This is a genomic window from Bacteroides sp. FSHCM14E1 (assembly GCF_019633785.1).
GTDB classification, from domain to species: domain Bacteria; phylum Bacteroidota; class Bacteroidia; order Bacteroidales; family Bacteroidaceae; genus Bacteroides; species Bacteroides hominis.
The window spans coordinates 13,626-38,539 of sequence record NZ_JADKYL010000009.1 but is presented as its reverse complement, the minus strand read 5'-3'; the positions used below and the strand labels follow the sequence as shown (position 1 = coordinate 38,539).

Sequence of the window (24,914 nt, the reverse complement as noted above, 5' to 3'; positions counted from 1 at the left end):
AATATAGTTACCTTTGCAGAGATAAACAAAGAAAGTATGACAAAAGTTGGTTTATTGTCCGATACACACGGCTGGTGGGACGAAAAATACTTGCAATATTTTGAAACTTGCGATGAAATCTGGCATGCCGGAGATATTGGTTCAGTGGAGGTAGCGCAGAAATTGGCGGCTTTCCGCCCTTTCCGTGCTGTGTATGGTAATATTGACGGGCAGGAAATTCGCCGGATGTTTCCTCAGGTGAATCGTTTTACGGTGGACGGTGCCGAAGTGCTGATGAAGCACATCGGGGGATATCCTGGAAATTATGACCCGTCTGTCAAGGGAAGCTTATTGGTGCATCCACCTAAGTTGTTTATCAGCGGACACTCGCATATATTAAAGGTAAAATACGATAAGACACTGGACATGCTTCATATCAATCCCGGTGCTGCGGGAATGTCCGGATTTCATAAAGTACGTACAATGGTCCGTTTTGCCATAGATAATGGTGTGTTCAAGGATTTGGAAGTGATTGAACTGGCCGGTTAATAAATTTGTATTTTTATTTTGTCACGTCAGATTTCTTTCCGTTCTTTGTCACAGGTTTGAGAGATGTAAGCCATAAGCAATGTGCTACAAATTACAAGTAACTGTGCGAGATACTTATGTATTGTTTATTACAGTATGTAATCTGTAGCCCGTAACTCATAATGTTCAAAATATGAAAGGAATTATTCTTGCCGGTGGCAGTGCCACCCGACTCTATCCGCTGTCAAAAGCCATATCGAAGCAAATGATGCCGGTGTATGACAAGCCGATGATATACTATCCGCTTTCTACATTGATGTTGGCCGGAATACGGGAAGTGCTGGTTATCTCTACTCCCCGTGACCTGCCGTTGTTCCGTGAACTTCTGGGTACCGGTGAGGAGTTTGGAATGTCCTTTTCATATCGGGTGCAAGAACAGCCGAATGGACTTGCTCAGGCTTTTGTATTGGGAGCTGACTTTCTGGATGGCGAACCGGGTTGCCTGATATTGGGAGATAATTTGTTTTATGGGCAGGGTTTCTCAGCCATGCTTCGCCGGGCGGCTACTCTTGAGAAGGGAGCTTGTATCTTTGGATATTATGTGAAAGATCCTCGTGCTTACGGAGTAGTGGAGTTCGATGAAAGTGGAAAGGTGATTTCGTTAGAGGAAAAGCCGGCTGTACCTAAAAGTAACTATGCGGTACCCGGACTTTATTTTTATGATGCCACGGTGACGGAAAAGGCACTTGCTCTGGAACCTTCTGTCCGGGGGGAATATGAAATAACTGATTTGAATAAATTATATCTCGGTGAGGGAACGCTGAAAGTGGAACTTTTCGGGCGCGGTTTTGCCTGGTTGGATACGGGAAACTGCAACAGCCTGCTTGAGGCATCCAACTTTGTAGCCACTATTCAGAACCGCCAGGGGTTTTATGTGAGCTGTATTGAAGAAATAGCTTGGCGTAACGGATGGATTTCTTCATCCCAACTGAAAGCTCTGGGCGAGAAGTTGGGAAAAACCGAATACGGTAAATATCTGATAGACTTAGTAAATTAATAAATCAATCATAAAGAATATGAAAACTTATCTTGTAACCGGTGCTGCCGGATTTATCGGTGCCAATTATCTGAAGTATATTCTGGCTAAACACAGCGATATCAAAGTGGTAGTGCTCGATGCACTGACTTATGCCGGAAATCTCGGAACAATTGCAAACGACATTGATAACGAACGTTGCTTTTTTGTAAAAGGTGATATTTGTGATCGTGAACTGGCTGACCGTCTTTTTGGTGAGTATAAATTTGACTATGTAGTTAACTTTGCTGCCGAAAGTCATGTAGACCGTAGCATTGAGAATCCTCAACTGTTCCTGATGACCAATATTTTGGGAACACAAAACCTGTTGGATGCGGCACGTCGTGCATGGGTGACCGGTAAGGATGAATACGGGTATCCTACCTGGCGTAAAGGAGTACGCTATCATCAGGTATCCACCGACGAAGTTTACGGTTCGCTGGGGGCTGAGGGGTATTTCCATGAAACAACTCCACTCTGTCCGCATAGCCCTTACAGTGCATCGAAGACCAGTGCCGATATGGTGGTTATGGCTTATCATGATACGTATAAGATGCCGGTGACCATCACCCGCTGTTCAAATAATTACGGTCCTTATCATTTCCCGGAGAAATTGATTCCGCTTATTATCAAGAATATTCTTGAGGGCAAGAAACTTCCGGTGTACGGTGATGGCAGCAATGTGCGCGACTGGCTGTACGTAGAAGATCATTGCAAGGCTATCGATTTGGTAGTTCGTGAAGGACTGGAAGGTGAAGTGTACAATGTGGGTGGACATAACGAAAAAACAAATCTTGAGATAGTGAAGTTGACCATTGCGACGATTCACCGCCTGATGTCGGAACATCCCGAATATCGTGAAGTATTGAAGAAGAAAGAAAAGAATGCCGATGGTGAAATCTCGGTTGACTGGATCAATGAAGACTTGATTACGTTTGTAAAGGACCGTCTGGGTCATGACCAGCGCTATGCTATCGATCCGACGAAAATCACCAATGCCTTGGGATGGTATCCCGAAACGAAATTCGAGGTGGGCATTGTGAAAACAATTGAATGGTACCTGAATAATCAGGAATGGGTAGAAGAAGTTACCAGCGGTGATTATCAGAAATATTACGAACGGATGTATAGCAAACGTTAACCGTTTATAATCAGTCCTATTGATAGTAGGATCCCCATAAACAGCATATTTCGCGAAGTTTCGCCCAATATGCTGTTTAGCTTTTTACCGCTGTGTATCTGTACCATCTTTCTCCAGGTCCGGATATGAAAAAACAGGTAAAACTGAGGCAGGAGAGTCGCATATAAATGTCCGCTGAATAAAAACCAGAAACAGAGCCAAGCGGCTATGATGCCGAGCAACAGATAGAAATATCTTCCGAAAGGTTCACCGAAACGAACTACAACCGTCTTTTTCCCGCTTTTCCGGTCGGCATCCCGGTCCCGGTAATTATTAACTACCAGTAATGTATCTACAATCAGTCCGCACACCAATGAAGCAACCGTAACGTCCGGTGTCCAGTTGAGGGCCTGTACATAATAAGTACCTCCTACCGGGACAAAACCAAAAAACACAATGACTAATACGTCTCCCCATCCTTTGTAGGATAACGGGTAAGGACCTGTGGTATACAGGAAAGCAAATAATACACATAGCGCACCTACAAGGATCAATTCCCAGCCGCCATATAATAGGAGGCTACAACCAATCAGGCAGGCGAGGGCTACTGTTATGAATATGCCCTTCTTCATGGCGTTCGCCGAAATCCAGCCTTGTGCACAAGCACGTTCCGGACCGAGGCGGTCTTCCCGGTCGGTACCTTTCAGAAAGTCAAATAAGTCGTTGATAAAATTGGCGGCAATCTGCATTAAGCCGGCAAACAAACAACAGATTAATGCCGGTATCCAACTGAATTTTCCGTCGGCATAAGCCAATGCACAACCAATCATTACCGGGGTAATGGCACCTGCCAATGTTTTGGGACGGGCAGCAAGTATCCATGCCTGTAACGAGTTCCGTCTTACTTCTTCCATTCTCTTTTTCTATATAATTCGTTTCAAGAGAACAAAGATAGGGCAAAAAAATGTATATTTTTGCTTTTTTGCCTATCTTTGCGCTCCTGATATTAGAGAATATGAAGAAAACAATATACTTATTGGCGGCACTTTTATTGCTGCTTTCGTCCTGTAAATCAAAGAAAAACCTGGTTTCTCCGATTGCCTGTCCGGTATTGAATACCGATTCCATTCGTCCGGACAGCTCCGATGTAGTGGCCCGGTTGTTTGCTCCTGATACTTCCGGACTCAAAAGACTTTCTGCCAGACGGAAAGCAGCAGAAAAGGGGCAGGTTGCCTCTTCCGGGATAACGCGTTCGATTCCGCCTGTTGTAGCCCGGGGAACAAATATCACCAGTTCTGCTGTCAGTGTATCTTCTGTTTATCCGGGGATCGACCGGGTGAAAAGATACGAGTTCACCCATCGTGATGTTCCCGAAGCCTTTGATGGTTTCCGTATCGCCTTTATTTCGGACTTGCATTATAAAAGCCTTTTCAAGGAGAAAGGGCTGGAGAGTCTGGTACGTTTGCTTAACGCACAGCATGCCGATGTATTGTTGATGGGAGGTGATTACCAGGAAGGGTGTCAGTTTGTACCCGAACTTTTTGCGGCATTGGCTAAAGTGAAAACACCGTTGGGTACTTATGGTGTGATGGGAAATAACGACTATGAACGTTGTCATGATGAAATTATCCGTGAAATGAAGCGTTATGGCATGCGCCCTCTTGAACATCAGCTTGACACGTTGAGGCGTAATGGTGAGCAGATTATTCTGGCCGGTGTACGTAACCCGTTTGATCTTGCCAATAACGGTGTTTCTCCTACTCTGTCCCTCTCTCCGGCCGATTTTGTGATTCTGTTGGTACACACTCCTGATTATGCCGAAGATGTGTCTGTCGCTAATTCTGATCTGGTGCTGGCCGGACACACGCATGGAGGGCAGGTACGTATTTTTGGCTATGCTCCCATCATTCCTTCGCATTATGGCAGTCGGTTCCTGACAGGGTTGAAATATAATTCAGCTAAAATTCCGATGATTGTAACCAATGGGATCGGTACTTCAAACAAGAATATCCGCATTGGAGCACCGGCCGAAATTGTGATGATTACATTGCATCGTTTGCGGAATGAATAGCTTTGATTTTCGTGTACACAGCCGGGTGAAGGAAATAGCGCACATCTTTTCCGGCAGCCAGAGCTTGACGGATAAAGGTGGAACTGATTTCGAATATCGGAGAATGCGCTAAGTGTACGTTCGGGGGTAGTTGTGAGGCATCTACCGGAAAACCGGGACGAGGATAAACGAGTATTTTATTTTCTGAGACAATACGTTCCGATTCGAACCATTGGTCAAATACTTTCCAGTTGTCAGAGCCTATAATCAGTTGGAATTCCCTTTCGGGATATACTTCTTTCAGACGGTTGAGTGTGTGGACAGTATAGGAGGGACGAGGTAAATGAAATTCAAAATCGGATGCACGGAATCGTGGATATCCTTCAATAGCGAGCTGTACCAGTTGCAGGCGCAGCTCGTCAGACCATAAATCTGCCTGCTTTTTGAAGGGGCTGTGCGGAGTGACCATAAACCAAACTTCATCCAGCCCTTCAAACTCGCACAGATAGTTGGCAAGTGCCAAGTGTCCGATGTGTATCGGGTTGAAAGAGCCGCTGAAGATTCCGGTTTTAGTTTTTTTCATATGCTATAATCACAAATAAGAGAACACAGATCTTATTCCGCATCGATACCCAGAAACTCTTTAATCACTTTTAATGCCTGTGCCTTGGCTGTTGCCAGGTCATCATTGATGATTACTTTGTCAAATTTCGGAGCAAAGCTTAATTCATATTCGGCTTTGGCTATTCTACTTTCAATGACCTCGGGAGCATCTGTGCCACGCCCGATCAGGCGGCGACGTAACTCCTCGATACAAGGGGGCTGGATAAAAAGTGAAAGTGCACGGTCACCATAGAATTTTTTTATATTGCAACCGCCCACCACATCTACATCGAACACTACGTTCTGGCCGGCAGCAAGCTGTTTCTCTACCTGTTCTTTTAAAGTTCCGTAAAATCGATCGGTATAAACTTCCTCGTATTCCAGAAATTCATTGTTTGCAATGCGTTGGCGGAATTCGTCGGGAGTGAGGAAAAAATATTCTACTCCATGCTTTTCATTTCCTCGTGGCGGACGGCTGGTAGCTGAAATGGAGAATGCAAGATTCAGCTGCTGGCCCAACAAATAATTTATAATTGTCGACTTGCCCGATCCGGAAGGAGCAGAAAAGATGATGATTTTGGCTTCACCCTTTTGAGGTGGGGTAGTTATTCTTTCTGTTAAATTCATAATCTGTCGTTGTTACATCACATTCAGCACTTGTTCTTTGATCTGTTCCAGCTCATCTTTCATCTGTACCACAATCTTTTGCATTTCAGCATGATTCGATTTGCTGCCGAGCGTATTGATTTCACGTCCCATTTCCTGAGCGATGAATCCCAGCTTTTTACCTTGTCCGTTACCGTTTTCAAGGGTACTGATGAAATATTTCAGGTGGTTGCTCAAGCGTTGTTTCTCTTCATTGATGTCGAGTTTCTCAATGTAGTAAATCAGTTCCTGTTCAAGACGGTTTTTATCATAATCTACGCTCAGTGTTTTTTCCAGCGCATCTGTGATTCGTTCTTTAACTTTATCCACCCGTTCTTTTTCATAAGGTGTTACCGATTCAAGTAAACGATGAATGTTTTCAATCTTTTCACGGAACTTCTTTTCAAGGGCGGCACCCTCCTGCTTACGGAAATCTACTAAATGTGAAACAGCTTCCTTGACGGTTGCATATACTATTCCCCATTCTTCCTCGCTTAGCTCCTGTGTTTCGGTACGTGTCATCACGTCCGGCATGCGGAGCAGAGTCTGAAACCAGTCAGTGGGTACTGCAATGTGGAGGTTTTCGGAGATAGCTTTGATTTGGTTATAATATCCTTCTACCAATACCTGGTTGATGGGAGTGGCGGCTTCTGCGCACTCTTTCTTTTCCACCCAGAGGCTGAAGTCAACTTTTCCACGTTCCAGCACACGTGCAATTTCATTGCGGAGTTCCATCTCTTTTTCACGGTATGCCGGTGCGATTCGTGCCGACAAATCCATCGCTTTACTATTGAGCGATTTTATCTCTACATTAATCTTCTTATCGGGAAGTTCGGCAGTTGCTTTGCCATATCCCGTCATGGATTGTATCATATTACCAAAAGTTTTGTGCAAAAATACGGGATAATTTTAAGATAACCGCTGTAAATGGATAAAAAAGAAATTTTGTTTAATCGGGCGGCACGGCTCTTTCATTTCTCCCGCCTTCCTCTCATACAAAAAACACGTTTCGATCTTCCATCTTCCACCTTTTAGAGTGCATATCGTTGATTGTGAGATGTATAGATTGGTGGAAGATGCGGTTTTTATGCCATTTATCTTCCACCCCCATCTTCCATCTTCCACCCGCTGTTTTAGGGGATATTTCAGTAGTAACGGTTTGGAAAACAAATGGATATGTCCAATTTCTTATCCGTTAATCTCTCTAAAAGCATTTCATTTCCCTTACTCTCTTTAGTGCAAATGGTCGGATCCTTATCTCAGCCCGGGCATGCGGGCTCATCGGCCCGGGTATGCGGGCTCATCAGCCCGGGTATGTGGGCTTATTAGCCCAGGTATGCGGGATGGGATAAAGAGTTGTATGACAATGGTTAATCTACTACACTTCTCCGGTAATAGCCGGCCGGATTCTTTCTTAAAAAAGAAACAACGAAGTGCTGCTTCCGCATTGTTGTGTGCGAATGGAGGGTTTTGTGGGGGGGACAAGGGAGGAAGGCGGTTGTTAAATGAAAGAGCCGTGGTCCGGCGGAGCATCTTTTGCTTCTGCCGAACTTTCGTGGTAGGCCTTTTCGAGCATTTCATCCAATAGCGAAGTCAATTGCTGGCAGCTCTCTTTTATCTGTTCCGAACATTCTGCCTTTTGGGTGGGCGAAAGTGAAGTGCCTACTATCAGTTGAGTCTGTTTGTTGATGTGATTGAGAGGAATGTGCACATCGTTACACATCGACCGGATGAAGTTCGATTGCATTCGTTCGCTTTCCTGAGCCTTTTGGGTCTGGCGCAGCAACTCTTTTTGTAGTTTGCGGGTACGTTTCAGGTTGATTGAAAGATAAACAGTAAAGCCGATGACAACGAAAGTCAGTAGGATGGTACTGTAAAAAGCAATGTTCCTGATTCGGGTAATAATGTCCGCTTTTTCCAGTTCCAGTTGTGCGACTTCATTTTTTACCTGTATTTCTCCAAGTTCGCCGAGTTGTTCTTTACGGGTCAGTGAATCGGCCAGAAACATAGCCCGGTCGTAAACCTGACAGGATTCTTCGGCACGTCCCATTTCCCGGAGTAATTTGGCTTTGGTCTTATAGTGCGTCACCGAGGCCGTATTGATAGCCTTACCGGTTTCTACCATCTGGATCAGTGAATCACAAAAGGCGAGTGCTTGTGGATATTCGCCCAGACTACTGAAATAACTTTGACTTAAATCGTAGAAAAAAAGTTTATTGCGTAACAGGGCATCTCCTTTTCCGTGACGGACGTAGTTACAATAACGCAGATAATATTCATGTGCTTTCTGTCGCCCTATCAGTTGATGGTTTAGCATCAGTTGCTGGTAGCACAGCACATATAAACTGTTTTTGTAGAAGTAAGGGCGCCGGTGGATTACATCTTCCCGACTGAAATATTCATCCAGTCTTTGCAAGTACTGGTTAGATACTTCCATCAGGCGTTTGCTGTCTTTCAGACTGCGGTAACTCACGCTTAGCATGATATATAGATTGCCTGTAAAGTTTTTGCGGGCAGTAGGTGGAAAACCCTCTGCCAAATTCCATCCTTCTTCCCAATAGGGGAGGGCGTTTTTATAATCTATATTTTCGGTCATAGCCATTAACAGATAATGGATCACTCCGGTGAGGAATAGACGTTCGGCCTTTTCATAAGGCGTTTCCGACTCTTTCCGGTCGTTCAGTTCCTGCTGTATCCGGTTGCAGACTTTTACCCTTTCTTTCCGGGGAGCAAGTTGCAGGAGCCGGGCTTTATAAGTCATTTTGTAATAGGTGGCAAGTCCCTCTTCATCTGAGTTTTCCAGGAGCTTTTCTGCTTCGTTCAGCAGAAGGGTAAGTGAATCTTTCTTTTCCGGATCCTGCATATAGTGAATGGTGAGTGTACTGAGAGATGCGCCGATGGCCATTTTATCGTCCGCTTTCTTCCCTTCGGTATAAAGTTTCCGGGCGATTTCCAATTCATCGGGTGAGGAATCGGACAGGTCTAATATATTGATTAGTAATTCGGCACGTTGAGTAGGCTCTTTCGTTTTTTGCAGTATGTTTTGTAAACTGTCCTTGATCGAAGGGGCGGCTTGGGATATTGTTACAATGAATAGCAATATAATCCAGATGTAGTATTTCTTTTTCATTTCTTAGCGTTCTCCATCGGTAGGGTAAATATAAAGCGGGATCCTTTCGTATACGTCTTGTCAATGTAGATATCTCCTTGCATGTGCCTGATGATCAGTTTACAAAGGTAAAGTCCCAATCCGCTTCCTTGCCTGAAAGTATCCAGTTTGGTGAAGCGCCGGAAAACATATTCGTGCTTGCCCGTCGGTACTCCACATCCCGTATCTGTAACACTGACCATCAGCATCTTCCGTCTGCTGTCTTTCCGGCAACTGAGATTGATGAACCCCTGAGTCGTAAACTTATTGGCGTTGTTCAGCAAAGCCCGGAGCAATAAGCTGAGATATTGCGGGTGGGCATAGACTTTATAATCGTTCTCCGGTAAATTGAGTTGATAATCTATTTCCGGTTTTCCTTCCGTTTCTTCCAGATATTGCATTTCGAGACGGCAATAGTGGTTTATTTCTATAGGTTTCAGTGTGAGACTTGCTGTCAGGCTATCCAGATTGGCCACTTCTACCAGGCTATGGAGCAGTGAGGTGAGCAGACGGGTGTTTTCCTGAATAATAAGCTGGTAATCCTTTTGTTCTTCGGGAGTAGAGAAATCATCGCTTAATATTTCGGAGAAGCCGTTGATAGAATTGAGCGGTGTACGTATTTCGTGACAGATGGATTTGATAAAAGATGCTTTCACCTCTTCGCTCTCCTGTGCTTTGATGCTCTGTTGCAATACCTCTTTTTGAAGTCTTTGAGTCTTGGCCAGTGTCTGGTAGTAATATAAGCTGATGCAGATAGCTATGAACAAGATGCATAGAGCAAAGATGAAAGCTACCTGACGCTTTTCTGACTGCAAATTTATTTTTTCAAGTAATAATGTATTTACATCATGTTTCTGGCGGAGGGAGTCGACCTGTGCACCATACTCTTTCTTAATTAGTGAGTCGGAAACGATCATTGATCGGTCGTAGGCTGCGCAAGCCTCTTTATATCGGTGAAGACAACGCAACAGATGCCCTCTGTTCTGGTAAATTTCGACGATGTTGATGTTTTCCGGAGCTTTTCCTGCTTCTATGCTGCGGATTAGTGAGTCATGCCGTGCGAGTGCTTTTTCTTTTTGTGCTTGAGTGAGTGACAGGTAACAACTGTCGGGAAGGAACTTCCCCTTTGCAGATGTACCGTAGTCACTGTACTTTTCTGCCGGGCTGTCATTTGACAAAACGGCAAAATGCTTCGTTTCGCTTGATTCTGTAGCTTGTACGGTCGTCGGGATACCTGCCAACTCTACAAATAATAACAGCATTATATAGTAGCATGCCTGTTTCATCTCTAATTTTAAAACTTGTTATATTTATCTTTTGCTTGTATAAAATAGTCTGCTAAAGTACGCAAAAACTTAATTTAATGCAATGATTTTGAATGGAAATGCGCTTTATTTATATCTCGGTGCGGTAATCTGAAAATAATCATGTAAATTTGCGTCAATTTAATAATCTGATTATTATGTCGTGTATCCTACATATTGAAACCTCTACCGCCGTTTGTTCGGTAGCTGTGAGTGAAGACGGGCAGAATATTTTTGTGAAAGAGGACCTTAAGGGGCCTTCACATGCCGTTTCGTTGGGAGTATTTGTAGATGAAGCATTGTCTTTCATCGATAGTCATGCTATTCCGTTGGATGCGGTTGCCGTCAGTTGCGGTCCCGGATCGTATACCGGATTACGTATCGGTGTTTCAATGGCAAAGGGCATTTGTTACGGGCGTAATGTCCCGTTAATCGGTATTCCTACACTGGAGGTACTGAGTGTACCGGTATTGCTTTATCACGAATTGCCCGAAGACGCACTGATTTGTCCGATGATCGATGCCCGGAGAATGGAGGTATATGCGGCTATATACGACCGTGCGCTGAATGTGAGGCGTGAGATTTCAGCCGACATTGTAGACGAAAATTCTTATCTTGAGTTTTTAGAGAAGCACCCGGTTTATTTCTTTGGGAACGGGGCAGCAAAGTGCCGTGAAAAGATTACGCATCCCAACGCGCATTTTATTGACGACATCCATCCATTGGCAAAGATGATGTTTCCACTTGCCGAAAAAGCGATTGCTATTAATGATTATAAGGATGTGGCTTATTTTGAGCCCTTCTATCTGAAAGAGTTTGTGGCTTCCCAACCCAAGAAGTTACTTTGATACTTTTCAACCCTTTAGATTTTCTATTTTCAAATTAAAATTTAACTACATGCAGTATAATACTCAACAGAAAAGAATGCCGCTGCCCGAATATGGGCGCAGTATCCAGAATATGGTCGATTTTGCATTGACTATACAAGACCGTTCCGAACGCCAGCGTTGTGCCAATACCGTTATCAATATCATGGGTAACATGTTTCCTCATTTGAGAGATGTACCCGATTTCAAACATAAGCTGTGGGATCATCTGGCCATTATGTCAGACTTTAAGCTGGATATAGACTATCCTTACGAGATTATCCGCAAGGACAATCTGGTGACGAAACCCGATTCGATTCCTTATCCGAGCACTAAGATCCGTTATCGCCACTATGGCCGTACATTGGAAGTGTTGATTAAAAAGGCATGTGAGTTTCCGGAAGGGGACGAAAAGAAGAATCTGGTAGCCCTTATCTGCAATCACATGAAGAAAGATTATATGGCTTGGAACAAAGATACGGTGGACGACCGGAAGATCGCTGAAGATCTGGCTGAATTCTCAGGAGGTAAATTGCAGATGGATGACGAGATTTTGCGTTTGATGTCTGAACGTATTGCCCAGAATTATCGTCCGCGTACGAATAACAACAATAACCAGAGAAATAATAATCAGAGAAGAAAATTCTAAGCAAGGAGATTATTATCATTAATCATTAACCACTAATCACCTAAAACATGGCTTCATTTGTAATCGAAGGAGGACACAGGCTCAGTGGGGACATTCATCCGCAAGGTGCCAAAAACGAAGTGTTGCAGATTATCTGCGCTACGTTGCTTACCGCCGAAGAAGTGACAGTAAATAACATCCCGGATATTCTGGACGTTAATAACCTGATTCAATTGATGCGGGATATGGGAGTAACGGTGGCGAAGACAGGTGTCGATTCATATAGCTTTAAAGCTGAAAATGTAGATCTCGCTTATCTGGAGAGCGACGAATTCCTGAAGAAATGTTCCAGCCTGCGGGGATCGGTGATGTTGATCGGACCGATGGTTGCCCGTTTTGGCAAAGCAATGATATCCAAACCGGGCGGAGATAAAATCGGTCGTCGGCGATTGGATACGCACTTTGTGGGGATCCAGAACCTGGGAGCTGACTTTGCTTATAATGAAGAACGTGGTGTATACGAGATTTCGGCACAAGAGCTGAAAGGCACTTATATGCTGCTCGATGAAGCCTCTGTTACCGGAACAGCCAATATAGTGATGGCTGCCGTGCTTGCCAAAGGGATGACTACGATTTATAATGCCGCTTGTGAACCTTATTTGCAGCAGCTTTGTAAAATGTTGAACCGGATGGGAGCAAAAATCAGCGGCATAGCTTCGAACCTGCTGACGATTGAAGGGGTGGACGAACTCCATGGAACGGATCATACCGTATTGCCGGATATGATTGAAGTAGGCAGTTTCATCGGTATGGCTGCAATGACCCGTAGCGAAATAACCATTAAGAATGTCTCTTACGAGAATTTAGGCATTATTCCTGAAAGTTTCCGTCGGTTGGGCATTAAGCTCGAACAGAGAGGAGATGATATTTATGTACCGGCTCAGGACTGTTATCAAATCGAATCTTTTATCGACGGATCTATTATGACCATTGCCGATGCTCCCTGGCCGGGGCTGACTCCGGACTTGTTGAGTGTCATGCTGGTAGTGGCTACCCAGGCGAAAGGGAGTGTGCTGATTCATCAGAAGATGTTCGAAAGCCGCCTCTTCTTTGTGGATAAGTTAATTGACATGGGGGCCCAGATCATTCTTTGCGATCCGCACCGTGCAGTCGTTATCGGTCATAATCATGGATTTACTTTGCGGGGTGGCAATATGACATCTCCCGATATACGTGCCGGTATCGCCTTGCTTATCGCTGCGATGAGTGCCGAAGGCATTAGCCGGATCCATAATATTGAGCAGATCGACCGGGGATATCAAAACATTGAAGGGCGTCTGAATGCCATCGGAGCCAGAATCACACGCATATGATAAGAAGAGAAGACGTATATAAGATCGGATTATTCAATAAACCGCATGGTATCCACGGAGAATTGTCGTTTACCTTTACGGATGATATTTTTGACCGGGTGGACTGCGATTACCTGATTTGCCGGCTGGATGATATCTTTGTTCCCTTTTTTATAGAAGAGTACCGTTTTCGGTCCGACTCTACCGCTTTGGTAAAACTTGAAGGGGTGGATACGGCCGAACGTGCCCGGATGTTTACCAATGTGGAAGTCTATTTCCCGGTGGAGCACGTAGAAGAGGCCGAACCGGGAGAACTGTCATGGAGCTTTTTTGTGGGTTTTCGGGTGGAAGATGTTCACCACGGTGCTTTAGGTGAGGTGACAGACGTAGATACATCTACCGTTAACACTTTGTTTGTGGTGGACCGGGATGGAGATGAACTGCTGATTCCGGCACAGGAAGAATTTATAGCCGGTATTGACCAGAAACACAAAATCATTACAGTCGATTTGCCCGAGGGCCTGCTGTCTTTGGACGAGTGCGATGATGAAGAAAGTTAAATAGCATAAAGAAACAGGCGGCAAGTAAAGCGAAATGCTTACATTTGTACGCTATATCCTATAATAATGCCGAAAAAGAAACGCAGTAAAGCTTTTTGGAACAATATTAAGTTCAAGTACAAACTCACTATCATCAACGAGAATACGCTCGAAGAGGTGGTGGGACTTCATGTATCCAAGTTGAACGGGCTTTCCGTGTTACTTTCGGTTCTGACCCTGCTTTTCCTGTTTGCTGCTGCCATTATCACTTTCACCCCTTTACGCAACTATTTGCCGGGATATATGAACAGTGATATTCGTGCGCAGGTTGTAGAGAATGCCTTGCGGGTGGATTCTTTGCAACAGCTGGTGGACCGTCAGAATATGTATATCATGAATATACAAGATATTTTCAGCGGAACAGTGCGGGTGGATACCGTACAGTCAATGGATTCACTGACCACTATGCGTGAAGATTCGTTGATAGCCCGTTCCGAACGCGAAGAAGCTTTCCGTCGCCAATATGAAGAGACCGAAAAATATAATCTGACCTCTATTACCTCTCAGCCCGATGTGAACGGATTGATTTTCTATCGTCCGACCCGTGGTATGATATCCGATCATTTTAATGCTGAGAAGAAACATTTTGGAACCGATATTGCCGCTAATCCCAATGAAAGTGTTCTGGCTACCCTTGACGGTACAGTCATATTGAGTACTTATACGGCCGAAACCGGTTACCTGATCGAGGTACAGCATAACCAGGATTTTGTATCAGTCTATAAACATTGCGGTTCGTTGCTGAAGCGTGAGGGAGATACTGTGAAAGGCGGTGAAGCAATTGCTCTGGTCGGGAATAGCGGAACGCTCACTACCGGTCCGCATCTCCATTTTGAACTTTGGCACAGAGGACGGCCGGTTAATCCTGAAAAATACATTGTATTCTAATAATGAACGAGATAAAGAAAAAACAAATAGCTATCTTAGGTTCTACGGGCTCTATCGGTACACAGGCCTTACAGGTTATCGAGGAGCATCCCGAACTGTATGAGGTTTATGCACTGACTGCCTATAATAAGGTAGATCTCCTGATAGCTCAGGCACGTAAGTTCCTGCCTGAGGCTGTGGTTATAGCTAACGAAGAGAAATATGTACAACTGAAAGAGGCCCTCAGCGATCTGCCTGTTAAAGTTTACGCCGGTACTGCCGCTTTATGCCAGATTGTAGAGTCCGGTCCTATCGACGTCGTACTGACAGCTATGGTAGGCTATGCAGGGCTGAAGCCGACCATGAATGCCATTCGTGCCGGAAAAGCGATTGCGCTTGCCAACAAGGAGACGCTGGTTGTTGCCGGAGAGCTGATTAATCAGTTGGCACAGCAATACCGTACACCGATTCTTCCTGTCGATTCTGAACATTCAGCCGTGTTTCAGTGTTTGGCCGGAGAGGTGGGCAATCCGATCGAGAAAGTAATTCTGACTGCTTCCGGTGGTCCTTTCCGTACATGTACCATGGATCAGCTGAAAACCGTGACGAAGGTGCAGGCATTGAAGCATCCGAATTGGGAAATGGGAGCCAAGATCACCATTGATTCTGCTTCGATGATGAACAAAGGCTTTGAAGTGATTGAAGCTAAATGGCTGTTTGGAGTACATCCCAGTCAGATAGAGGTGGTAGTACATCCGCAGTCTGTTATCCATTCGATGGTACAATTCGAGGATGGAGCCGTAAAGGCCCAGTTGGGTATGCCGGATATGCGTCTGCCTATCCAATACGCTTTCTCTTATCCGGATCGTGTCAACTCGTCTTTTGACCGGCTTGACTTTTCGAAATGTACGAACCTTACTTTTGAGCAACCCGATACCAAGCGGTTCCGTAATCTGGCCTTGGCTTACGAATCGATGTATAGGGGAGGGAATATGCCCTGCATTGTCAATGCGGCTAATGAAGTGGTAGTGGCTGCTTTCCTTCGTGATGAAATCAGCTTTCTCGGCATGAGTGATGTGATAGAACAGACCATGGGACAGGTATCTTTCGTACAGACTCCTACCTATGATGACTATGTGGCAACCGATGCGGAAGCACGCCGGATTGCCCGTGAATTAATTTGTAAATAAATAAATTGTAAATAATCTGATGGAAACATTTTTAATCCGTGCCCTGCAATTGATTATGAGCTTATCTTTGCTCGTCATCATTCATGAAGGGGGGCACTTTCTCTTTGCCCGCCTGTTTAAAGTACGGGTAGAAAAATTTTGCTTATTCTTTGACCCTTGGTTCACACTATTCAAATTTAAACCTAAAAAAAGTGAGACAGAATATGCTGTCGGTTGGCTGCCTTTGGGAGGTTATGTCAAGATTGCCGGTATGATTGACGAGTCAATGGATACGGAGCAGATGAAACAACCCGAACAACCATGGGAGTTCCGCTCCAAACCTGCATGGCAGCGCCTGTTGATTATGGTAGGCGGCGTGTTGTTCAACTTCCTCCTGGCCTTGTTCATCTACTCGATGATTCTGTTTAAATGGGGAGATCAGTACGTTCCCGTGCAGCAGGCACCGTTGGGTATGGAGTTTAATGAAACAGCTAAGGCTGTCGGCTTTCAGGATGGAGATGTTCTGTTGTCAGCCGATGGAGTTGACTTTGTACGTTATGACCCGGATATGCTTAGCCAGATTGCCGATGCTCGTGAGGTGACCGTGTTGCGTGAGGGTAAAAAGGCTTCTGTGTATATTCCCGAAGATATGATGCAACGCCTGTTGGCTGACAGTGTTCGTTTTGCTGAATTCCGCATTCCTTATGTGGTTGACAGTGTAATGGCTCATTCGCCTGCGGCAATGGCCGGTATCCAACAGGGAGACAGTATCATTGCCCTCGATGGAAAGTCGATTTCTTATTCGGACTTCCTGATGGCTATGGCTGACCGAAGAAAGAATGCAGCAGCATTACAGAAAGATAGCCTCGATCCGCACCAGATCACGTTGACTTATGTACGCGACGGAAAGACAGATATGCTGACTGTGGTCACTGACTCCGCTTTCAAGATGGGGGTAGTGGCTATTCTGTATACAGATCAGCTTCTTCCTGTTATAAAGAAGGAGTATGGCTTTTTCGAATCATTCCCTGCCGGTGCGGCGTTGGGAGTGAAGACGTTGAAAGGTTATGTGGGTAATATGAAATATCTCTTCTCCAAGGAGGGTGCCAAACAGTTGGGTGGTTTCGGAACCATCGGCAGTATTTTCCCTGCAACTTGGAACTGGCACCAGTTCTGGTACATGACCGCTTTCCTGTCTATCATCCTTGCGTTTATGAACATCCTGCCTATCCCTGCACTGGATGGTGGACACGTACTGTTCTTGTTCTATGAAATCATTGCCCGCCGCAAGCCGAGTGATAAATTTATGGAATATGCACAGATGACGGGTATGATCCTGTTGTTCGGTCTCTTGATTTGGGCAAATTTCAATGATATACTGAGGTTCTTCTTTTAGACGGAAGTAACATCTTATAAATAAACTACGAGCTGCAAGTGATTGCGTGATTATTCCGCGGATACTTGCAGCTCGTGGTTTATGATCGTTAATGGTAGTTTTTTATATTTTCAGCATCTTCTTTTCTCTCTCCAGATCCGATTCATCCAACTTGGGTGACGGTACTGTACAGGTTTTTATGTAGTCGCCTTCCTGGCATGTATAGTTATAATAGATCTCTTCTTCCGGTGTCAGTTCCGCTTTGGGAATCAGTCTGCCTTCCATTTTCAGAAATGCGTCTATATCCGTGCTGTCCGATTGCTTCACCAGGACGATTCTCCGCGCTATCGGGTTGTGGTTGTAGTCCAGATATAGATACAATCCCTTTAGCATGTTGGGATATTCATAATGTGGCAGTTGCAGATAAATGGTGACCATGGCAAACTGTGGCAGTTCCCGTTCGTTGAACATCAGATAGGAGTTTTGATGATTGCTGATGATGCCGCTTCCCCAATGTACCGATTTATAAGCATTGATCATGCCTACCTTGACGTAATCATTATTCTCTGATGCGCAGATCAGATAGGGTTCTGCCTTGAGACTGTCAGTCGATGAAGAGAGACTGTAACTCAGATATGTACCGCTATAATTATACACTTCTTCTACAGACCCCTGCATTTCTTTTTCCAGGAGTTTCAGGAACGTATTTCCCATGTTGTTTGTTTCCTGATCGGGTTCCAGGTCGAACAAGCGCTCCTTCATTCCGCTCAGATTGCCAAGCAGGCGTTTTTTCGACACATTGTTCACCAAAGCCAGTGCTTCGTCCAGTGCCTCTTCCTGTGTTTTGGTTTTTTGCAGATTCAGGTAAGCAGGAAGTACACTCGAATAGAGTGCGGACAACACACTGGGGGCCATATTGATCCAGTCGGCTATTTCCTTCATTTTCACTCCGTTGTTACGGAGGTATTCTATTCTTTTGTATATCTCTTCAAGTTCGTTCATGGTATATCGACACGTTGTTTGCATTGCAAATATATGACTTTTGGATTATATAATCATGATATGAATGTTACATTAATATTTCAGCAGAACCCTGCAGAATATAAATGAAATGAATCCTGCAAATTCATTTTTGCTCTGTCCGCTATGCCCTACATTTGCACCGGATTCAAAAACAAGGAAAAATAGATATAAAATGAAAAAGATTGAATGTATCATTATGGACTGGGCCGGAACTGCGGTCGACTACGGATGTTTCGCTCCGGTGGCCGCCTTCATCAAGGCCTTTGCCGAAAAAGGGCTGACGATTGACGTCGTGCAAACCCGCAAACCGATGGGGTTGCCCAAGATTCAGCACATTCGTGAACTGCTGACTATGCCCGAAGTGAACGAGCAATTCACTGCCCGCTATCAGCGTGACTGGACGGAGGAAGACGTGGTGGAACTGAACCGGCTGTTTGAGAAATATCTTTTTGCTTCTCTGAAAGAGTACACAGATCCTATTCCGGGTGTAATCCCTACCTTGGAAAAACTCCGTGCCGAAGGACTGAAGATAGGCTCTACTACCGGTTATACGCGTGAAATGATGGACGTGGTGCAACCTGCGGCTGAGGCTAAAGGTTATCGTGTAGACTATTGTGCTACTCCGAATCTGCTGCCTGCCGGACGTCCGGCTCCGTATATGGTTTTCGAGAATCTCACAAAACTGGGCGTGCCGTGTCTCGATACCGTGGTTAAAGTAGGTGATACCATTGCTGACATCAAAGAAGGTGTCAACGCTAAAGTATGGAGTGTGGGAATCGTGTTGGGCAGTAATGAAATGGCACTTACTGAGAAGGAGGCCGGCAGTCTGTCCGAAACTGAACTCGAAGCCCGCGTCTCCGAAGTCAAAGAACGTATGCTGGCTGCGGGAGCCTCTTACGTCATTCGTAGCATCGAAGAACTTCCCGCACTGATTCAAACTATTAATTCAAAACTCAATTCTTAAAACGATATGAAACCTTATTTGTTATTAACTCCCGGACCTCTTACCACATCAGAAACCGTAAAAGAAACCATGATGACCGACTGGTGTACATGGGACGAGGATTATAACCTGCACATTGTGGAGGAAATGCGTAAACAACTGGTAGGTATTGCCACTCGCAATACGGAGGAGTACACTTCCGTACTTTTGCAAGGTAGTGGCACTTATTGTGTGGAAGCAGTTATCGGTGCTGCCATCGGAAAGAACGATAAACTTCTGATTTGCAGTAATGGTGCTTATGGTGACCGTATGGGAAATATTGCCGAATATTATCATATCGACTATGATCTCCTTGCTTTTGAAGAAACGGAACAGGTATCGGTAGACTATGTGGACGATTACCTGAGCAATAACTCAGACATTACTCACGTGGCTTTCGTTCACTGCGAAACGACTACCGGTATCCTGAATCCGTTGAAAGAGTTGGCGCATGTCGTGAAAATGCATGGTAAGAAGCTTATTGTGGATGCTATGAGCAGCTTCGGAGGTATCCCGATGGATGTCAGTGAACTGGGAATCGATTTCCTGATCAGCAGTGCCAATAAGTGCATCCAGGGTGTGCCGGGTTTTGGATTCATCATTGCCCGTCGTTCCGAGCTGATGCGTTGCAAAGGAGTTGCCCGCTCACTTTCACTCGATATTTATGACCAGTGGGAGACAATGGAGAAAGGACATGGCAAATGGCGCTTCACTTCGCCCACCCACGTGGTGCGTGCATTCAAGCAAGCTCTTACCGAACTGATTGAAGAGGGAGGAGTAGAGGCGCGCTACCGGCGTTATTGCGAGAATCACCGGGTATTGGTGGAGGGTATGCGTTCGCTGGGATTCAAGACTTTGCTCGATGATGCCATCCAGTCGCCTATCATCACTTCCTTCCTTTACCCGAAAGCAGGATTCGATTTTAAAGATTTCTATACTGCTCTGAAAGCTAAGGGATTTGTTATCTATCCCGGAAAAATCTCAAAAGCGGATACTTTCCGTATCGGTAACATCGGAGATGTACATCCGGAGGACTTTGCCCGCTTGGTAGAAGTTGTGAGAGAGACTGAATACTAATGAATGATTATTGAGTTTTTGTCTTTAACGTAGAAGGTTGTGAAAGCCGCATACTACTCACTACTGCTGCGACAAAAGCAAATCCGCTGCCTGCTATCAGACAGACCGCTGTACTTTTTTCGTGTACTACGAAACTGAAGAGTAAAGCAACCAGCGTTGTACCGAATGTCTGTCCTAAAAGCCGTGCCATACCCAACATTCCGCTGGCTCCCCCCGAACGTTGTGTAGGGGCGGAAGAGATGATTGTACTGTTGTTGGGCGTCTGGAAAATACCGAAACCTGCACCGCAAAGCATCAATCGCAGAATGATACTGATGACCGATGAATCTGCTGTTAATGTAGATAAAGAATAAAGCCCGATGCAGAATAATGCCATACCGATACTGCCCAGTATGCCGGGATGGATGCGCTCCACAAGGTATCCGGCTGCCGGTGCTGTTACCAATGTGGCGATGGGCCACGGAGTCAGCAGCAATCCCGTCATTACTTCGCTGTATCCCAGTGAGTTTTGCAGGAAAAAAGGAAGAGAAACCATAGCCAGCATCTGTGCTGTGAACGAACAGATGGAAGTCAGGATCGATAACCTGAAGATAGGTATTCCCAGCAGGTCGAGCGGTAAAAGAGGGGATGGCTGGTTCAGTTGCCTGTGGACATAATACGTGCCGACAATGGCCAATACAGCCAGTTGGATGGCTATATAATCGTTTTTCTCGTGATGGGCAAATCCGTCCAGTGTATAGATAAGCAGTCCGAAGGTGATAGCGTTGGCTATGGCACTGAGCTTATCGAATTTCCGGTTGGAACGTTCTTCTTTTCTCGGCAGGTACTTGCATCCCAATATCAGGGCTGCAAGCCCCAGAGGGACATTGATGGCAAACAACCAATGCCACGAGGCGATGGAAAGAATGCCGCTTGCCACCGAAGGTCCGGCTGCAGCCGATATGGCCACTACCATGGCATTGATCCCCATCCCTCTTCCTATCTGATTTCGGGGATAGATGGTACGTAACTGGGCAGTGTTGACACTCGTGATGGCTGAGGCGCTGAAGCCCTGGAAAATGCGGGCAAGGGTCAGAGTCCAGAACGAATGGGACAGCGCACATATCAGGGAAGTGACTATGAACATGGCAATGCCTGAAAGAAAGATCTTCCGGTATCCGTATATTTCGCCTAACGACGAAAACGAAAGCAGCGATATCACAATGGCGAGCTGATACCCGTTGATGATCCAGGTTGTGACCGCAGGTGAAGTTCCGAAGTCGTGCGAGAGGGTCGGGAGTACTACATTGATGATATTGATGTCGAGCACCGACATACATAAGGCGAAAGAGATGCCGACAACTGCCCAGATGCGGCGATGGAGGGGGAGACCGTCAGTTTCGTCAATTTCCGAAGTTTGTGTAAGCTGAGTCATAAAGAACCTTTTAAAAGAACTGCCACAAAGGTAAACAAAGTCAAGCTTCTTCGGTTTGAGAGGACAATGATATATAAGTTTTTTTAATTCATGAATTTCAGCGAGGCATGTAGCGGAAGTCTTTTTCAATACGGATGACACAGATTTACACTGGATCTTATTGTTGATAATCAGCAAAATGAATCAGCAATCCATGTAAATCTGTGTCATCTGTAGTTCTGCTTCCGATACGCCTTCATGTGTATGTCAGCCTGATAATCCTCTGATTACTGCTACCTCTGAATTCCAGATGTGGAGAGTAAAGTTCTTGTCTGAAGCGTCCGTCCACCAATACATCTATATAAGGTAGTACGGCAGCCAGTGCCGGATCTGCCTGAATCTCTTCGTACGTATATCCTGTATAGCACCAGATATTCTGTCCTGTCTCTTCTTTTATCCTCCGGATAAGCGGAAGAAACGCTTCCGGGTTGTAAAGGGGATCTCCACCGGAGAAAGTCACGCCATCCAGTAACGGATTCGAATTGATTTCACGGATGATGCAGTCCAGACGCTTTTCTGTCAATTCATCTCCGGCCTGCGGATTCCAACTTTCCGGATTATGACAACCCGGACAGCCGTGCCGGCAACCTGCCAGATAGATGGAATACCGGATACCTTCTCCATCGACAATCGTTTCCGGATATGTATAAAGTATATTCATGACTTTATTACAGATGCTTCACGCGATCTCTCTCTTCTGCCCGTTTGGCGGAGTTCCACGAACTCAGGTCGCCCGTCAGATAACCTGTGATGCGGCGCATGCGCAGGATATTCTCACTTTGGCATACGGGACATTTATCGTAAATCACTCCCTTGTATCCGCAGTTGTGGCAGGTGTCTACCGGGTGGTTGATAGAACCGTAGCCGATACCTTCGTCAAACATTACTTTTACGATCTTGGCAATGGCGCGTACGTTTTTCTGGGCTTCTCCGTCCAGTTCCACATATGTGATGTGCCCTCCGCGGGTGATGGCATGGAATGGAGCTTCCCGTTTGATCTTTTCTACAATGCTGATCGGTTCTTTTACATCCACATGGAAAGAATTGACATAATAATCGTTGTCTGTCACTCCTTTGATTTTTCCGTATTTACGGCGGTCCATACGGGTGAAACGTCCCGAAAGTCCTTCGGCGGGTGTAGCCAGCACCGAATAGTTCAGATTGTATTTGGCTTTGTATTCATCAGCCACCTTGTTGATTTCCAGCACGGCTTCATAAAGGGTGTCCCATGCCTTCTGGTTGTGTCCGTGTCCCTCTCCATAGAGAGCCACCATGGCATTGTGTCCACCCAGGAAGCCGATACCCAGCGTACCACTGCGCAGCACGTCGCCTACTTGTTCGTTCGGGTTCAGGGCAGCTCCTCCTTTCCATACATCATTTCCCATCATGAAGGGGAATTGGCGTGCCAGGGCTGTACGCTGATATTGATAGCGCTCGTAGAGTTGTTCGGCTATCAAGGTAGCCGTTTCATGTATCGATTCGATGAAAATTTCTTTAGCCTTTCTCTCGATGGCATCTTTATTGTGTCCGTCCTCCGTCATATTTTCTGCTTTGATACGGGCTTCGATGGCAAGGCGTGGCATATTGAGTGTAGTGAACGAAAGGTTTCCGCGTCCCAAAGACGATTTCTCGCCGGCTACGTTCTCAAACACACGTGTGCGGCATCCCATGGTGGCCAGTTCGTAACGGTAACGTTGCGGGTCGTTGGCGTCCCATTTTTCGTTTTGGTTGAACGGGGCATCCAAGAACATAAAGTTAGGGAAGAGTGCTTTTGCCGTAGTGTGGCAAGCTTTCAGGAACAGGTCGAAGTTGGGTGCTTCAAATTTTAATTTACCTTCCATGGCAGCATCGAAATTAGCCATAGCCTTTTCATAATCGGCTTCTGTGTACGATACTCCGTTTTTTATCTTGAATATCTGGATGGGGAATACCGGCACTTCTCCCCTTGTGCCCAGTCCCTCTACGGTTGCTTTCAGTAATTCTTCAATCACCATGCGTCCTTCGGCCGAAGTGTCTGTTCCATAATTGATCGAACTGAACACTACCTGGTTTCCACCGCGTGAGTGCATTGTGTTCAGGTTATGGATAAAGCCTTCCATGGCCTGGTGCGTATCTTTCTGAGTCTGCACAAATGCTTTCTCTATAATTTGGTTCAGATGTTCTTTGTCGATATTGATTTGTAGGGCAGTCAGGGCCATGCGCAATGTTTCGCGTTCCAGTTCCGATGCTTTGATGGACGACAGATGTTCGGCAATCACTGTACGGATAGCCTTTTCTTCTATTTCTTCACCCTTGTTCATCTGTACATAGAAGCTGATGAATGATGCCAGGTGTTTACGGAATGATTTGCTCACACCTTTTGCCATAAAGAAGTCGAATGCCGGTATGGCCTGACCTCCGTGCTGTTCGTTCTGGTTAGTCTGGAAAATAATGGTAGCCAGGGTAGCATAACTTTGAATGCTTTGCGGGGTACGTATACTGCCATTTTTGGTGCGGAATCCACGTTCGAAGAGGTCATCCATATCATACTGGATGCAAGTCGTGGTTTTGGTCGGGTAGTAATCCAGGTCATGGATGTGGATGTCTCCCAATTGGTGCGCCTCGGCAAAACGTTTCGGCAACAGATATTTATATGTATAGTCTTTGGTTACTTCCGAGGCAAATGTCATCATCTGTCCGGCGGGGGTATGACTGCTCATATTGGCATTGCTCAGGTTGACATCGTTTTTATCGATAGCTACGATACCGTCCATCACATGCTTCATTTGAGTCTTTTTGTCTCGTTCGGTGTTTCGCCATTCCCGATAGATGATGTACTTTTTGGCTACTTCCGGACGAACCTTCATCAGCTCTTTTTCTACCAGGTCCTGAATTTCTTCTACCGTAATGGTAGGAGATGCAAATTGTCCGATTACGTTCATCGTGATGTCAGCAATCAATTGCTGTTCATCATTGATTCCTGTGGCACTAAACGCTTTTGATACAGCGTTCTTGATTTTACTGATGGAGAAGTCCTCCCTTTTACCATCTCGTTTGATGATACAAATTTCCGCGTAGTTCATAACTTTAAC

23 protein-coding genes are annotated in these 24,914 nt (G+C 45.4%); 13 read left to right on the top strand and 10 right to left on the bottom strand.

What is annotated here, in order from left to right; genetic code table 11:
- Positions 1–36 precede the first annotated feature (36 nt).
- The 3 genes from ISX59_RS14210 to rfbB all read left to right on the top strand — a co-directional run bounded on the left by ISX59_RS14210 (position 37) and on the right by rfbB (position 2,723).
- The gene (locus ISX59_RS14210) at positions 37–528 is read left to right on the top strand and encodes a metallophosphoesterase (protein ID WP_005808255.1); all 492 of its coding nucleotides are present in this window, start codon (positions 37–39) and stop codon (positions 526–528) included.
- 172 nt (positions 529–700) lie between these two features.
- The gene (gene rfbA / locus ISX59_RS14205) at positions 701–1,564 is read left to right on the top strand and encodes a glucose-1-phosphate thymidylyltransferase RfbA (RefSeq protein ID WP_032539754.1); all 864 of its coding nucleotides are present in this window, start codon (positions 701–703) and stop codon (positions 1,562–1,564) included.
- Between the two features lie 19 nt (positions 1,565–1,583).
- Positions 1,584–2,723, top strand: a complete 1,140-nt coding sequence (rfbB, locus tag ISX59_RS14200) for a dTDP-glucose 4,6-dehydratase (protein ID WP_005821615.1) — start codon at positions 1,584–1,586, stop codon at positions 2,721–2,723.
- Here the strand turns inward: rfbB and ISX59_RS14195 are convergent.
- On the bottom strand, positions 2,720–3,616 hold the full coding sequence (locus ISX59_RS14195; protein ID WP_005808253.1) for a 1,4-dihydroxy-2-naphthoate polyprenyltransferase: 897 nt from the start codon (positions 3,614–3,616) through the stop codon (positions 2,720–2,722). The two genes, rfbB and ISX59_RS14195, sit on opposite strands and share 4 nt — an antisense overlap.
- A gap of 101 nt (positions 3,617–3,717) precedes the next feature.
- Here ISX59_RS14195 and ISX59_RS14190 point away from each other — a divergent pair, with 101 nt between their 5' ends.
- Entirely contained in the window at positions 3,718–4,773 is a 1,056-nt protein-coding gene (locus ISX59_RS14190) for a metallophosphoesterase (protein ID WP_032538092.1), read from the top strand.
- Here ISX59_RS14190 and nadD read toward each other — a convergent pair.
- The 5 genes from nadD to ISX59_RS14165 all read right to left on the bottom strand — a co-directional run bounded on the left by nadD (position 4,745) and on the right by ISX59_RS14165 (position 10,434).
- On the bottom strand, positions 4,745–5,335 hold the full coding sequence (gene nadD / locus ISX59_RS14185) for a nicotinate (nicotinamide) nucleotide adenylyltransferase (protein WP_005821613.1): 591 nt from the start codon (positions 5,333–5,335) through the stop codon (positions 4,745–4,747). The genes ISX59_RS14190 and nadD overlap by 29 nt on opposite strands.
- 32 nt (positions 5,336–5,367) lie before the next feature.
- Positions 5,368–5,982, bottom strand: a complete 615-nt coding sequence (gene gmk, locus ISX59_RS14180; protein WP_005781211.1) for a guanylate kinase — start codon at positions 5,980–5,982, stop codon at positions 5,368–5,370.
- Positions 5,983–5,994: 12 nt separating this feature from the next.
- On the bottom strand, positions 5,995–6,873 hold the full coding sequence (locus ISX59_RS14175; RefSeq protein WP_032539757.1) for a YicC/YloC family endoribonuclease: 879 nt from the start codon (positions 6,871–6,873) through the stop codon (positions 5,995–5,997).
- A 628-nt stretch (positions 6,874–7,501) separates the two neighbouring features.
- Entirely contained in the window at positions 7,502–9,130 is a 1,629-nt protein-coding gene (locus ISX59_RS14170) for a histidine kinase (RefSeq protein ID WP_220576004.1), read from the bottom strand.
- Positions 9,127–10,434 (bottom strand): sensor histidine kinase KdpD, encoded by a 1,308-nt coding sequence (locus ISX59_RS14165; protein ID WP_032539759.1) that lies wholly within the window; start codon positions 10,432–10,434, stop codon positions 9,127–9,129. Before ISX59_RS14165 ends, ISX59_RS14170 begins: the two co-directional genes overlap by 4 nt.
- 176 nt (positions 10,435–10,610) lie before the next feature.
- Here ISX59_RS14165 and tsaB point away from each other — a divergent pair, with 176 nt between their 5' ends.
- The 7 genes from tsaB (at position 10,611) to rseP (ending at position 17,329) form a co-directional block, all read left to right on the top strand.
- Positions 10,611–11,300: a tRNA (adenosine(37)-N6)-threonylcarbamoyltransferase complex dimerization subunit type 1 TsaB gene (tsaB, locus tag ISX59_RS14160; RefSeq protein ID WP_005808245.1), complete on the top strand. Its 690-nt coding sequence runs from the start codon at positions 10,611–10,613 to the stop codon at positions 11,298–11,300.
- 49 nt (positions 11,301–11,349) lie between these two features.
- Positions 11,350–11,967, top strand: coding sequence for a DUF4290 domain-containing protein (locus ISX59_RS14155; RefSeq protein ID WP_005781202.1), 618 nt, complete (start codon positions 11,350–11,352; stop codon positions 11,965–11,967).
- Between the two features lie 47 nt (positions 11,968–12,014).
- Positions 12,015–13,319, top strand: a complete 1,305-nt coding sequence (murA, locus tag ISX59_RS14150) for a UDP-N-acetylglucosamine 1-carboxyvinyltransferase (protein WP_005808243.1) — start codon at positions 12,015–12,017, stop codon at positions 13,317–13,319.
- Positions 13,316–13,858: a ribosome maturation factor RimM gene (rimM, locus tag ISX59_RS14145; RefSeq protein ID WP_005808241.1), complete on the top strand. Its 543-nt coding sequence runs from the start codon at positions 13,316–13,318 to the stop codon at positions 13,856–13,858. The genes murA and rimM overlap by 4 nt, the downstream gene beginning before the upstream one ends.
- Positions 13,859–13,924: 66 nt before the next feature.
- Complete coding sequence (locus tag ISX59_RS14140) at positions 13,925–14,785, top strand: M23 family metallopeptidase (protein WP_005821606.1); 861 nt, start codon at positions 13,925–13,927, stop codon at positions 14,783–14,785.
- 2 nt (positions 14,786–14,787) lie between these two features.
- Positions 14,788–15,954, top strand: coding sequence for a 1-deoxy-D-xylulose-5-phosphate reductoisomerase (locus ISX59_RS14135; RefSeq protein WP_032535443.1), 1,167 nt, complete (start codon positions 14,788–14,790; stop codon positions 15,952–15,954).
- A gap of 19 nt (positions 15,955–15,973) precedes the next feature.
- Positions 15,974–17,329, top strand: coding sequence for an RIP metalloprotease RseP (rseP, locus tag ISX59_RS14130; RefSeq protein WP_032539760.1), 1,356 nt, complete (start codon positions 15,974–15,976; stop codon positions 17,327–17,329).
- Positions 17,330–17,431: 102 nt separating this feature from the next.
- Here the strand turns inward: rseP and ISX59_RS14125 are convergent, their stop codons facing one another.
- Positions 17,432–18,310, bottom strand: a complete 879-nt coding sequence (locus tag ISX59_RS14125) for a hypothetical protein (RefSeq protein WP_220576021.1) — start codon at positions 18,308–18,310, stop codon at positions 17,432–17,434.
- 193 nt (positions 18,311–18,503) lie between these two features.
- On the opposite strand from ISX59_RS14125, the gene phnX reads away from it, so the two are divergent.
- Positions 18,504–19,295, top strand: coding sequence for a phosphonoacetaldehyde hydrolase (gene phnX, locus ISX59_RS14120; RefSeq protein ID WP_005808231.1), 792 nt, complete (start codon positions 18,504–18,506; stop codon positions 19,293–19,295).
- A gap of 6 nt (positions 19,296–19,301) precedes the next feature.
- Positions 19,302–20,390, top strand: coding sequence for a 2-aminoethylphosphonate--pyruvate transaminase (phnW, locus tag ISX59_RS14115; protein WP_005808229.1), 1,089 nt, complete (start codon positions 19,302–19,304; stop codon positions 20,388–20,390).
- 7 nt (positions 20,391–20,397) lie between these two features.
- On the opposite strand, the gene ISX59_RS14110 is transcribed toward phnW, so the two are convergent.
- The 3 genes from ISX59_RS14110 to ISX59_RS14100 all read right to left on the bottom strand — a co-directional run bounded on the left by ISX59_RS14110 (position 20,398) and on the right by ISX59_RS14100 (position 24,905).
- Positions 20,398–21,804, bottom strand: coding sequence for an MFS transporter (locus ISX59_RS14110; protein WP_220576003.1), 1,407 nt, complete (start codon positions 21,802–21,804; stop codon positions 20,398–20,400).
- A 235-nt stretch (positions 21,805–22,039) separates the two neighbouring features.
- On the bottom strand, positions 22,040–22,504 hold the full coding sequence (gene nrdG, locus ISX59_RS14105) for an anaerobic ribonucleoside-triphosphate reductase activating protein (protein WP_005781186.1): 465 nt from the start codon (positions 22,502–22,504) through the stop codon (positions 22,040–22,042).
- Between the two features lie 7 nt (positions 22,505–22,511).
- The gene (locus ISX59_RS14100; RefSeq protein ID WP_220576002.1) at positions 22,512–24,905 is read right to left on the bottom strand and encodes an anaerobic ribonucleoside triphosphate reductase; all 2,394 of its coding nucleotides are present in this window, start codon (positions 24,903–24,905) and stop codon (positions 22,512–22,514) included.
- Positions 24,906–24,914 lie beyond the last annotated feature (9 nt).

Bases quoted from the DNA above. Each gene is read 5' to 3' on its own strand.
- ISX59_RS14195 (WP_005808253.1), bottom strand. From the start codon at position 3,616: ATGGAAGAAGTAAGACGGAACTCGTTACAGGCATGGATACTTGCTGCC.
- ISX59_RS14100 (WP_220576002.1), bottom strand. From the start codon at position 24,905: ATGAACTACGCGGAAATTTGTATCATCAAACGAGATGGTAAAAGGGAG.
- rseP (WP_032539760.1), top strand. From the start codon at position 15,974: ATGGAAACATTTTTAATCCGTGCCCTGCAATTGATTATGAGCTTATCT.
- tsaB (WP_005808245.1), top strand. From the start codon at position 10,611: ATGTCGTGTATCCTACATATTGAAACCTCTACCGCCGTTTGTTCGGTA.
- rfbB (WP_005821615.1), top strand. From the start codon at position 1,584: ATGAAAACTTATCTTGTAACCGGTGCTGCCGGATTTATCGGTGCCAAT.
- ISX59_RS14210 (WP_005808255.1), top strand. From the start codon at position 37: ATGACAAAAGTTGGTTTATTGTCCGATACACACGGCTGGTGGGACGAA.
- ISX59_RS14110 (WP_220576003.1), bottom strand. From the start codon at position 21,804: ATGACTCAGCTTACACAAACTTCGGAAATTGACGAAACTGACGGTCTC.
- gmk (WP_005781211.1), bottom strand. From the start codon at position 5,982: ATGAATTTAACAGAAAGAATAACTACCCCACCTCAAAAGGGTGAAGCC.
- rfbA (WP_032539754.1), top strand. From the start codon at position 701: ATGAAAGGAATTATTCTTGCCGGTGGCAGTGCCACCCGACTCTATCCG.
- nrdG (WP_005781186.1), bottom strand. From the start codon at position 22,504: ATGAATATACTTTATACATATCCGGAAACGATTGTCGATGGAGAAGGT.
- ISX59_RS14140 (WP_005821606.1), top strand. From the start codon at position 13,925: ATGCCGAAAAAGAAACGCAGTAAAGCTTTTTGGAACAATATTAAGTTC.
- nadD (WP_005821613.1), bottom strand. From the start codon at position 5,335: ATGAAAAAAACTAAAACCGGAATCTTCAGCGGCTCTTTCAACCCGATA.
- ISX59_RS14170 (WP_220576004.1), bottom strand. From the start codon at position 9,130: ATGAAAAAGAAATACTACATCTGGATTATATTGCTATTCATTGTAACA.
- ISX59_RS14155 (WP_005781202.1), top strand. From the start codon at position 11,350: ATGCAGTATAATACTCAACAGAAAAGAATGCCGCTGCCCGAATATGGG.
- ISX59_RS14175 (WP_032539757.1), bottom strand. From the start codon at position 6,873: ATGATACAATCCATGACGGGATATGGCAAAGCAACTGCCGAACTTCCC.
- ISX59_RS14190 (WP_032538092.1), top strand. From the start codon at position 3,718: ATGAAGAAAACAATATACTTATTGGCGGCACTTTTATTGCTGCTTTCG.
- ISX59_RS14165 (WP_032539759.1), bottom strand. From the start codon at position 10,434: ATGAAACAGGCATGCTACTATATAATGCTGTTATTATTTGTAGAGTTG.
- rimM (WP_005808241.1), top strand. From the start codon at position 13,316: ATGATAAGAAGAGAAGACGTATATAAGATCGGATTATTCAATAAACCG.
- phnX (WP_005808231.1), top strand. From the start codon at position 18,504: ATGAAAAAGATTGAATGTATCATTATGGACTGGGCCGGAACTGCGGTC.
- ISX59_RS14135 (WP_032535443.1), top strand. From the start codon at position 14,788: ATGAACGAGATAAAGAAAAAACAAATAGCTATCTTAGGTTCTACGGGC.
- phnW (WP_005808229.1), top strand. From the start codon at position 19,302: ATGAAACCTTATTTGTTATTAACTCCCGGACCTCTTACCACATCAGAA.
- ISX59_RS14125 (WP_220576021.1), bottom strand. From the start codon at position 18,310: ATGAACGAACTTGAAGAGATATACAAAAGAATAGAATACCTCCGTAAC.
- murA (WP_005808243.1), top strand. From the start codon at position 12,015: ATGGCTTCATTTGTAATCGAAGGAGGACACAGGCTCAGTGGGGACATT.